Genomic DNA, 10,421 nt, shown 5'->3' on the forward strand with positions numbered 1-10,421 from the left:
AAGGTAGTGATTATTATTGAAACCGTCAAATATTTGGGCATTAGATTTGAAAAAATTAAAAAAGAGGGTGCTTTCACACCCTCTGGGGTTAGGTCTGCACGAAGGCGGTTTTGTGGCGGTTGGCGGTGGGACGGACGGCGAGGTGGAGCCAGTAGGTGCCGCGGGAACTGCGCTCGATGAAGAGTTCGTCGAAGTCGGGCTCGAGGGTGCCCTCGGAAGCCTGAGCGCCTTTAAACTCACGCCCTCGTGTGTCGGCGAGGTCGAGGAGGATGGCGGCGTAGCGGATGGCTTGTTCGAGGCCGAGGCAGCGGATGTCGACGGCGCAGCCTGTGGTGTGGTTGCTCGTGGGCGAGCCGCCTGCCTTGCGGTTCACTTCGGGCGAGCGGTAGCCTGAGCTGATGATCAGGGGCTCGTCGGGGTCGCCGTAGCGGGTGTTATAGCTGTGGCGCAGGGGCTCGAGCCAGTTGTCGCAGAGGTTCTTCAGGTTATTGATCGCCGCGGGTGGCGGGGTGTTGCCCGTGGCCGTGGTGTGGCTGGTCTTGCACAGTTCGGCGAGGGTGAAATGTTCCGACAGTCGGATGAGATTTGTCTTGTTCATTGTGGTTTGTGGGTTTTAACTTTGTATTCGGATGTCTTGCAATAGGTGCGGCTCACGTCGTCGAAGACGATATAGCCTCGGCTGGCCCAACAGCGCAGGGTCGACTCGCCGCTGCCGCTGCGGCCCTGGCTCTGGCGCATCTGGAGATACTGTTCGGTGGTGAACTCGTCGGGCAGCAGGTCGAGGAGGTTCTGAGGGCCCGACTGCCGTTCGATCTCTTCTTCGCTGAGCAGTTCGCGCTCGAGCTGTTTGCCGAAATAGAGCATCTTGTTCCAGAGGTTGTACTGCTGCGACCAGCGCACGAACTCGGCAATCTCTTTCGACCATTTGTAGCCGTGGGCCACGTAGAGCACCATGCCTTTCAGCCAGGCGATGACGTTGGCGCGGTAGGAGAACACCCTGTAGGCTTCGCTCTCGTAGAGACGGGCGGTGTCGCTGTTCTCGCGCCGCATCTCCAGCGACAGCCGTTTCGCCGCCTGACAGGTTATCAGTCCGCTCGCCGCGTCGAGGCGGTCGATGTAGGGTTTCAGCTCTTCGGCAAAGCTGTGGTCGTAGATGCCCAGTATGGGTGCCTCGTCGTCTTCGTCGTCGCTGCGCATGATGGTGGCGATGTCGAGGCGGCTCACCGTGCCGTCGTTCACCATCTTATAGAAGAACTTGCGGGCGTTGGGCGGCGTGGTCGAGGCGTTGAAGTTCCACCTCAGCGGGGCGATGCCCGACACGGAGTCGGCTCCCACGCGCTCCTGACCAGCGAGCGAGTTGTCGAAGGCCTTGCGGATGAGCAGTCCCACCTCGTCGGCCGACCCTCTCGACGTCACTTTCTTCAGGGCTTCTATCTCGTCGACGATGGTGTAGATATAGCGCTGGCCGTTGTTGTGGGCATCGACGATGCGCTGGTTGAACACCGCGTCGGTGAGGTTGTCGATGAGCATCTGGATGCAGATGTCCTGCGGGCGGGCGTCTTTCTTCTGTCGGGCACCGGGGTTTCTCTGTTTCCAGTCGCTCTCTCGCTGACGGTTGGGCAGGTCGCGCAGACGGATGTCCTCCATGATATAGTCGATGGGTTTCTTGATAGAGCCCTTGCCTATCGACTGGCGGCCGATGAGGATGCTCATAAACGTGGCCTCGTGGTCGACGTTGTCCCAGTAGCGGAACTTCACGCCGTGCAGATGGGCGCCCAGGGCGGGGAACACGCAGCTGGCCACGGCGGGCTTGTAGATGTCGGGCACGTTGCGCGTGAGCAGCTTGACGAGCGGCGGCAGTTTCTTCGGCAGCGGTGGCGGCGACGTGAGGGTGCCTCCGCAGGCCTTGACCACCGACTGTGCCTGAAGGGCCTGCAGCACTTGTTTCAGCCGTTGCGACAGCCCGCGCCTGGGCTCTTTCAGGGCGTTCTCGAGGGTCTTGCGCCACTCTTCCCTATCCTGCTGCGAACAGCTGCCGTCGGGGGCTGCCCAGTAGTTGGGCACTATGGTCATCAGGGCCTCAAGCGAGTAGCCGCACACCGCGCGCAGCGTGGCGGCGAGTTCGAAGGTCAGCGCGTTGCGGTCGCCCTCCACGGGTTTGTGGCCGTTGTTATACATCTCCCAGTATTTCGCGATGATGTCGGTGAAGAGGATGCCGTTGTAGCTGGCCTCGGGGTCGTAGACGGCCTGGTCTGACGGAGCGGACTGCATAGGGTCTTCCGAACTGCAACACTGCAACACTGCAGCAGAATTGTCGAACAGCGCGTCGTCGAGCATCAGCAGCTCACTGGCGTCGGCGGTTGTCGAGAAGAACACACGGGTGATGTCTTTCGCCCCTTTGTCGTACTCCACCTCCAGCAGCTCACTGGCCCAGCGCAGGTTGTCTTCCTGCGACAGGTCTTCGCGGCGGCGGAAGGCCAGGTGGTAGCCCTCGCCACGGGCGCTGCGCTCGAGCATCAGCAGTCCCAGCTGCTCCCTGCGGTCGAGGATGCGGCGCTTCACGGCCTCGAGCTGGCCGGCGGCGATGTGGTCGATGTCCATGCCTACCGACCGCGAGGGTGTCTTCGCGCCTCTCAGCGTCCCGTCGTCGTTGGGCACGCACGAGTAGTTCATCTGTATCAGCCGGTTCTTCTGACTGGCGTCGCCCGCGCGGACGGCTTTCAGCACGGCCCGTTGCGTGTCGCTGTCGCGCAGACTCAGATACTCTTCCCGGCTAAGGACGGGGCGCATCATCTTGGCCCCATCCTTCATATAGATCATGTGTACGCTCATAGCCACTTAGTTTCTTTTCACGAGTTCACGAATCATCTTCCTGGCTATCAGACCTGCCTGGCTCATCAGGCGCTCGGGCAGTTCGCCTACACGCTGCTCGTCGAGCGAGAACACGAAGTAGTACTTGCCGTTCTGTCCCAGCGACAGCGAGCTGTTGTCCTCGCGGAAGAGGGCCTTGTTGCGTGGGCGGCGGGGCTGTTCTGTCAGGTAGATATTGCCGTCGCGCATCGTCTGCACCTTAAACGTGCCCGAAAAGGGTTTCATCACCACGTCCTCGCAGCACTCGAAGTCGAGTATGCGCAGTCCGTTTTCCAACTTGCCGAAGGCCATCATGCCGTCGACCATCACTTGTTTGCCGAATAGTTTACTTGTTCTTGTTTCCATTTTTTCTTCTTTTTTTTAAAATGTTCAGAGTGTCTCACGGATCCTTAAGACGCTGCAAAGATAGGGAGATCATCTGGTTTGGAGAAGAAAAAAATCTGGTCATTCCTGAACGATCAGAAACGACCAGACATGACCATGAAAGACCATGAAAGCGCCCCGAATTCCGGGGAAAGGAGCGTGTTAGAGAATCAGGTTGCGGAACTCTTTCACCATCTCGTCGAACGCGCTGCCCTGATAGGGCGCGATGTCGGGCTGGGTGTAGTTGCTCAGCGACGACTTGCACCGCAGCCTGTCGCGCCCGAACTCGCTGCAGAACTCGGGCCAGGTGGGTCGGCGCAGGGCTCCGGCGTCCATCGCCGCCCTGACGGGCATCAGCACGTCCTTGGGTCGCGTCTTGCCTTCCATCAGCTCGTGGAGCCGTCGGGTGACGAGGGCAGCCTTCTCGGGCTTGCAGACAAGCAGGCCGAAGTCGGCTACTGCCGTCGGCTCGCTGCGGGACTCGCGCTTGGGTTCTTGGCGCAACTCGGCCGCCGCCATCTGCCTCATGTCCTGATGGATCAGCGACAGCAGGATGTCGAACTCGAACAGGCTCACCAGGTCGTACAGGCTCAGACGGGTCAGGTTGTGGCACATAAACCGCCCATAGTCGTTGTAGTTGATCACGAGGATGTCGCCGTCCCACGAGATGTAGCGTCGGAACTTGGCGCACTGATGACTGAAATCCTCGGGCAGCTCATAGTCGGCGGGCAGCAGCTCCTCTACCTTGTCGAGCCTCACCTGCAGCAGCTCGCGCTTCGTCGGCGCTCGGTCCGCTCGCAGCAGGTCTTTCTTCAGGAAGTCGGCCACTACCATGGTCTGCAGCTCTTTCAGATTCTCGAAAGTCACATGGCCGTACCACTGTTTCATCCGCTCGTAGTCGGCCTTTACGGCTGTCATGTTAAACACGTCTTTGTGTGCCTGGTAGAACCGGTCGTAGTTCTCGGGCGCCTCGCCTGCTATGATTTTCTTCATCATGTTCAGCAGCGCGTCGGCCTCTGTCACACACATTCTTCTCTGATTACGGGAGTCTTTGCCGTTCGCTGCAGAGGCTCCCTTACATTGGAGCCAGTCGGTTCCAATCGTTGTTAAATTCTTCATAATCTTAAGTTTCCGTTTTTGGTTATTTCTAGTTTGATTTTTATGCGTGCAAAGATACAAACTATTTATTTCAATCTGACATTTTCTTTTTGATTTTTCTTCCCAAACTTTTTCAAGACCTCAGAACGTGCATTTTTGCTGCAGTGTTGCAGTGTTGCAGTTCGAATCAGGGAGTGAGAAAAGTGAAAAGTAAATTCTATATATTTATATATATATATAATATATATAATATATAGACCTTTTTTTAGGGGTGCGCTAAGCTCTCAAACAACTGCAACACTGCAACAACTGCAACAAATCAAAGGGTTTCAGGGTTAAAGAGCAGAATAGCGCAGAATAACACGTCAGAGAGGGCTCCGAGCAAAGTGAGGATCTCATTTATCGAAACCCCCACTTTCCCCTGAGCGGGCTCAGGGGCGGCCCAGGCGGCTGTAGATGGCCGCTACCTCGGAGGGGAGAAAGGTGCGGCGCTTCTGCTGGGCGAGGTGGGCCAGCTCGGGGTCGTCGAGCAGCAGGGAGCGCAGCTTCTGGTAGGCGTTGCACGGCTGGATGTAGGGAAAATACTGCTGGGCGAGTTCTGTGCGGCCGAATGTGGCCTGGGTTCTGGGTTGTGTCTGATTCATAACGGTTACGTTTTTCGTTGTTCTTGTTTGATGGTACAAAGATACGGAAAATCGGCGAGATATGCAAGAAAAAAGCGCAAAATGTTTGGTGTAACATCGAAGAATGTCGGATAACATCGCATAACGTTGCATAACGTTGTTTCGGTGTATGGAAAAGCTTGCAGGTTCTAAATTTATTTCGTAACTTTGCCATCGCAAACGAGGAACGGCGCCACCGAGTGAGCAAAACGTGAGAACAAGAACAAGACAGTATTAACAAAACAAAAACAAAACAAGATTATGGCAACAGAAGTTATTGCATTTCCAGTGAACCTGCGTAAGAACACCAACCAGCTGAACGCTGCCTACGGCAAGTACTACCCCGAGGCCGACACACGCGAGCCGCTGAGCCTGAAGGGTTTCGCCAAGCACCTCTCAGAACACGGCAAACTGGTGGACTACCCCATGGCGGTGCTCGTGCTGCAGAACATCGTGGCGTGTCTGAAGGAGATGGCCGTACAGGGCCAGCCCGTGAAGCTCGACGGATTCGGCACCTTCACGCCAAGCATCGAGAGCGACGGCAAGAAGGCGCAGCCCTCGGTAGAGAAGGCGCTCGAGGTGGGCATCGACAACATGATCGAGGGCGTGCACCTCAGATTCATCCCCGAGAACACGAAGGGCGAGCAGCTGACGAGTCGGGCACTGAAGAAAGAGTGTACCTTCAAGGCGGCCTATGTGGTGGCATCGCGCGAGAAGACGGTCAACGGCAAGAAGGTGAAGTATCAGGAGAAGATTCCCATCAGCTCGTATGCCGTGGCATCGCACGAGGGGGAGTAGAAAAGGGAGTAAATGATCACGCCGCGGCGCTTTCTTTTACAAGGGCGTAGCGACCAAAAAAAAGGAAAGAATTATGAGCAAGAAAGAGACCATCAAGTTCATCGCACAGATGATTGCGACCGTATTCACGGCCATTGTGACTGCCCTCGGCACGACCTCGTGCGCAGGTGCGTAGAACGAAAGAAGAATCCCCGGCGTTTCCCCGACGCTGGGGATGATTTTTTTCTGTGGACGGAAACTGACAAATTTCTTGCGTGAAAATTTGGCAATTCGCTCATTTTTAATTATCTTTGCACTCTGAAACTAAAAACAAACCGAACAAAATGAAATTATCAATCAAGAAACTTTCCTGTATGGCGTTGCTGGTGGCAATGACCATGATGCAAACATCGTGCGACGAACTGTTGGGCGAAACGGATAATCCGGTAAAAAAAGCTTTAACCCTCGACAAGACAACGCTCGAGATGGGCTATGCTGGCAAGGCCGTGACGCTCGAAGCTACAATAAGTCACGCAGACGCTGAATACTATAACATCACATGGTCGTCGTCTGACGAGAGTGTCGCCACGGTAGACGATGAGGGTGTGGTTCACGCCGTGGGCACAGGAACGGCCGTCATCACTGCTGAAGCTGGCGACAAGAAGGCCACATGCGACGTCAGCGTGGTGGTCAACCTGGAGACGCCGCTCACCTTCGAGGCCGCTGCGGCTGGGGCAACCGTCAAGTTTAATAAATATGGTAGCGATGTCGTTGCTACCAACGTGGAGTACTCGCTCGATGGCGGCATCACATGGAAGGATGATCTGACACTCGACGGCATTACGCTGGCTGCCGCGGGCGACAAGATATCGTTCCGAGGCACGAACGAGGCGTACGGAAGTGATGATTATTATGAATGTTATCAATTCAAACTCTCAAACGAGACTTATGTTTATGGCAACGTGATGAGTCTGATAAACAAAGACAACTACCCCACCAACAAGACGTTGACAGCCGACTATGCCTTCAGGTGGATGTTCACTGAACAAACGAATCTGAAGAATAAGGATGTTGATCATCAGATTTTCCTGCCCGCCACGACGCTGACAGAATACTGTTATAATTCTATGTTCACGGCCTGCATAGGCCTGACCACGGCGCCCGAACTGCCAGCCACGACAATGAAGAAAGGGTGCTATGATAACATGTTCTTTGACTGCGAAGGCCTGACCACAGCGCCAAAACTGCCCGCCACAACGCTGGCAGAAAAGTGCTATAGTAATATGTTCACGGCCTGCATAGGCCTGACCACGGCGCCAAAACTGCCCGCCAAAAAGATGAAGAAAGAGTGCTATAATTCTATGTTCTATAACTGCGAAAACCTGACCACAGCGCCAAAACTGCCCGCCACAACGCTAGCAGAAAACTGCTATAGTAGTATGTTCTTTGGCTGCGAGAACCTGACCACAGCGCCAAAACTGCCCGCCGAGACGCTGGAAAAAGCTTGCTATTCTTATATGTTCTATTGCTGCAAAAACCTGACCACAGCGCCAAAACTGCCCGCCACGACGTTGAAGCAAGAGTGCTATAGTTGCATGTTCTCGAACTGCGAGAACCTGACCACAGCGCCAGAGCTGCCCGCTACAACGCTGGCAGAAGGCTGCTATTATTGGATGTTCTGGGGCTGTAAGAAACTGTCCAGCGTTACCTGTAAGGCTACAGATCACAGTGCTGGCTGGTGCCTTGATGTCTGGCTCAATGCTGCTGGCACGGATGAATCTGTAACGACAAAGACGATTTATATCAACAGCGCTTATTCTGATTATATAGCAGCTATGAATAACGATTTGGAGGGAACAGCTGATAAAGCACAGATCAATGCGAATGTGCCCTGGGTAAAAGGCATTAACGGCATCCCCGCTGGCTGGACCATCGCCGCAGCAGCAGCAGAATAACCCAACAGCGCAACAAAAAACAGCAATCCCCTGCGTCGAGAATGCGCTGGGGGAAAACTAAAAACAATAAACAAAATGAAACTGACAATCAAGAAACTTTCCTGTATGGCGTTGCTGGTGGCAATGACCATGATGCAAACATCGTGCGACGAACTGTTGGGCGAAACGGATAATCCGGCGCCAAATGACGACCCCGCAAAAATAGCCGTAACGGCTGTGACGCTCGACGAGTCGACGCTCGAGATGGCTTATGGCAACGGTAAAGACGTGACGCTCGAAGCTACGGTAAGTCCCAGCGATGCTGAATACGACGATATCACATGGTCATCGTCTGACGAGAGTGTCGCCATGGTAGACGATGAGGGGGTGGTTCACGCCGTGGGCGCAGGAACGGCTGTCATCACTGCCAAAGCGGGCGACAAGAAGGCCACATGCGACGTCAGCGTGGTGGTCAACCTGGAGACGCCGCTCACCTTCGAGGCCGCTGCGGATGGGGCGAACGTTAAGTTTAATAAATATAATAGCGATGTCGTTGCTACCAACGTGGAATATTCGCTCGATGGCGGCATCACATGGAAGGACGACCTGACAGCGGCTGGCGTTACGCTGGCTGCTGCGGGCGACAAGATCTCGTTCCGAGGTACGAACGAGACGTACGGAGGCCTTTTTTTTGACGATTGTTATCGCTTCGAGCTCTCTGCCGAGACATTTGTTTACGGCAACGTGATGAGCCTGATAAACAAGGACAACTACCCCACCAATAAGACGTTAACAGCCGACTATGCCTTCGAGAGGATGTTCTATATGCAAGAGAATCTGAAGAACAAGGACGCTGATCACCAGATATTCCTGCCCGCCACAACTCTGGCAGAATACTGCTATTATGTCATGTTCTCGGGCTGCAAAAGCCTGACCACAGCGCCCAAGCTGCCCGCCGAGACGCTGGCAGAAGGGTGCTATAGTTGTATGTTCGAAGGCTGCGAAAGCCTGACCACAGCGCCCGAGCTGCCCGCCAAGACGCTGAAAAAAGGGTGCTATCATTATATGTTCTATAACTGCACAAGCCTGACCACAGCGCCAGAGCTGCCCGTCACAACTCTGGCAGAACACTGCTATCATGGCATGTTCAGTGGCTGCGAAAGCCTGACCACAGCGCCAAAACTACCCGCCACAGAGATGAAGAAAGAGTGCTATTCTAACATGTTCTTGAACTGCGAAAACCTGACCACAGCGCCAGAGCTGCCCGCCACGACGCTGGCAGAAGGGTGCTATACATATATGTTCGCTTGCTGTAAGAAATTGTCCAGCGTCACCTGTAAGGCTACGGATCTCAGTGCAGACTATTGCCTTGACAACTGGCTCTGGGATGCTGGCATAGATGAATCCGTAACGTCGAAGACGATTTATATCAGCAGCGCTTATTCGGCTTATATAGCAGATATGAATGGCAATCTGGCAGGAACAGCTGATGATGCACAGATCAATACGAATGTGCCCTGGGTAAAAGGCATTAACGGCATCCCCACAGGATGGACAATCGCAGCAGCAGCAGAATAACCCCGCCACGCAATAAAAACAGCAATCCCCTGCGTCGAGAATGCGCTGGGGGAAAACTAAAAACAATAAACAAGATGAAACTGACAATCAAGAAACTTTCCTATATGGCGTTGCTGGTGGCAATGACCATGATGCAAACATCGTGCGACGAACTGTTGGGCGAAACGGATAATCCGGCGCCTCCCGTATCGGACGTCACGCTCGACGAGACGACACTTGAGATGGTTTACGGCATCGGTAAAGAGGTGACGCTCGAAGCCACGGTAAGTCCCGCTGACACTGAAGACTTTGATGTCACATGGTCGTCGTCTGACGAGAGTGTCGCCACGGTAGACGATGAGGGTGTGGTTCATGCCGTGGGCGCAGGAACGGCCGTCATCACCGCCAAGGCGGGCAGCAAGAAGGCCACATGCGACGTCAGCGTGGTGATCAACCTGGAGACACCGCTCACCTTCGAGGCCGCCAAAGCTGGCGTGACCGTCAAGTTTAATAAATATAATAGCGATGTCGTTGCTACCAACGTGGAGTACTCGCTCGATGGCGGCATCACATGGAAGAACGACCTGACAGCGGATGGTGTTACGCTGGCTGCCGCGGGCGACAAGATCTCGTTCCGAGGCACAAACGAGGCGTACGGGGCTGATAATTATATCGATTGTTATCGCTTCGAGCTCTCAGCCGAGACCTTTGCTTACGGCAACGTGATGAGCCTGATAAACAAGGACAACTACCCCACCAATAAGACATTGACAGCCGACTATGCCTTCAAGTGGATGTTCATTAATCAAACGAATCTGAAGAATAAGGATGCCGATCACCAGATTTTCCTACCCGCCACGACGCTGACAGAATACTGCTATGATGGCATGTTCTGGAGCTGCAAAAGCCTGACCACAGCGCCCGAACTACCCGCCAAGACAATGAAGAAAGGGTGCTATGGTTACATGTTCGATTGGTGCGAAAGCCTGACCACAGCGCCAGAGTTGCCCGCCACAACGCTGGCAGAAGAATGCTATTATTGCATGTTTGAAAGCTGCAAAAAACTGACCACAGCGCCCAAACTGCCCGCCGAGACGCTGGCAAAAGGGTGCTATAGTAGTATGTTCTATGACTGCGAAAGCCTGACCACAGCGCCAGA

At 54.5% G+C, this 10,421-nt stretch carries 10 protein-coding genes; 5 read left to right on the forward strand and 5 right to left on the reverse strand.

Going from position 1 to position 10,421, the window contains the following annotated elements:
- Positions 1-88: 88 nt before the first annotated feature.
- The 5 genes from BMX82_RS01475 to BMX82_RS12925 all read right to left on the reverse strand — a co-directional run bounded on the left by BMX82_RS01475 (position 89) and on the right by BMX82_RS12925 (position 4,976).
- Positions 89-598: a D-Ala-D-Ala carboxypeptidase family metallohydrolase gene (locus BMX82_RS01475; RefSeq protein ID WP_091765448.1), complete on the reverse strand. Its 510-nt coding sequence runs from the start codon at positions 596-598 to the stop codon at positions 89-91.
- On the reverse strand, positions 595-2,832 hold the full coding sequence (locus tag BMX82_RS01480; protein ID WP_255396523.1) for a hypothetical protein: 2,238 nt from the start codon (positions 2,830-2,832) through the stop codon (positions 595-597). Before BMX82_RS01480 ends, BMX82_RS01475 begins: the two co-directional genes overlap by 4 nt.
- A gap of 6 nt (positions 2,833-2,838) precedes the next feature.
- Positions 2,839-3,216 carry a hypothetical protein gene (locus tag BMX82_RS01485; RefSeq protein WP_091765451.1) on the reverse strand — a complete coding sequence of 126 codons (378 nt, stop codon included), beginning with the start codon at positions 3,214-3,216 and terminating at the stop codon, positions 2,839-2,841.
- A gap of 180 nt (positions 3,217-3,396) precedes the next feature.
- Positions 3,397-4,263 (reverse strand): hypothetical protein, encoded by an 867-nt coding sequence (locus BMX82_RS01490; RefSeq protein WP_091765454.1) that lies wholly within the window; start codon positions 4,261-4,263, stop codon positions 3,397-3,399.
- A 500-nt stretch (positions 4,264-4,763) separates the two neighbouring features.
- A complete protein-coding gene (locus tag BMX82_RS12925) occupies positions 4,764-4,976 on the reverse strand; it encodes a DUF4248 domain-containing protein (protein ID WP_036912445.1) in 213 nt (70 codons plus the stop codon).
- 279 nt (positions 4,977-5,255) lie between these two features.
- Here BMX82_RS12925 and BMX82_RS01500 point away from each other — a divergent pair, with 279 nt between their 5' ends.
- From BMX82_RS01500 to BMX82_RS01515, 5 genes are all read left to right on the forward strand, one after another.
- Positions 5,256-5,792, forward strand: a complete 537-nt coding sequence (locus BMX82_RS01500; RefSeq protein WP_036912448.1) for an HU family DNA-binding protein — start codon at positions 5,256-5,258, stop codon at positions 5,790-5,792.
- A 73-nt stretch (positions 5,793-5,865) separates the two neighbouring features.
- Positions 5,866-5,967 (forward strand): smalltalk protein, encoded by a 102-nt coding sequence (locus tag BMX82_RS12930; protein WP_156097665.1) that lies wholly within the window; start codon positions 5,866-5,868, stop codon positions 5,965-5,967.
- 148 nt (positions 5,968-6,115) lie between these two features.
- Complete coding sequence (locus BMX82_RS01505) at positions 6,116-7,726, forward strand: Ig-like domain-containing protein (RefSeq protein ID WP_091765459.1); 1,611 nt, start codon at positions 6,116-6,118, stop codon at positions 7,724-7,726.
- Positions 7,727-7,801: 75 nt separating this feature from the next.
- Positions 7,802-9,283 (forward strand): Ig-like domain-containing protein, encoded by a 1,482-nt coding sequence (locus BMX82_RS12935; RefSeq protein WP_177171983.1) that lies wholly within the window; start codon positions 7,802-7,804, stop codon positions 9,281-9,283.
- A gap of 74 nt (positions 9,284-9,357) precedes the next feature.
- A partial coding sequence (locus tag BMX82_RS01515) for an Ig-like domain-containing protein (protein WP_255396524.1) occupies positions 9,358-10,421 on the forward strand: 1,064 nt, incomplete at its 3' end.

The sequence above is a fragment of the Prevotella sp. khp7 genome, assembly GCF_900109055.1.
In the GTDB taxonomy this organism is placed as follows: Bacteria; Bacteroidota; Bacteroidia; order Bacteroidales; family Bacteroidaceae; genus Prevotella.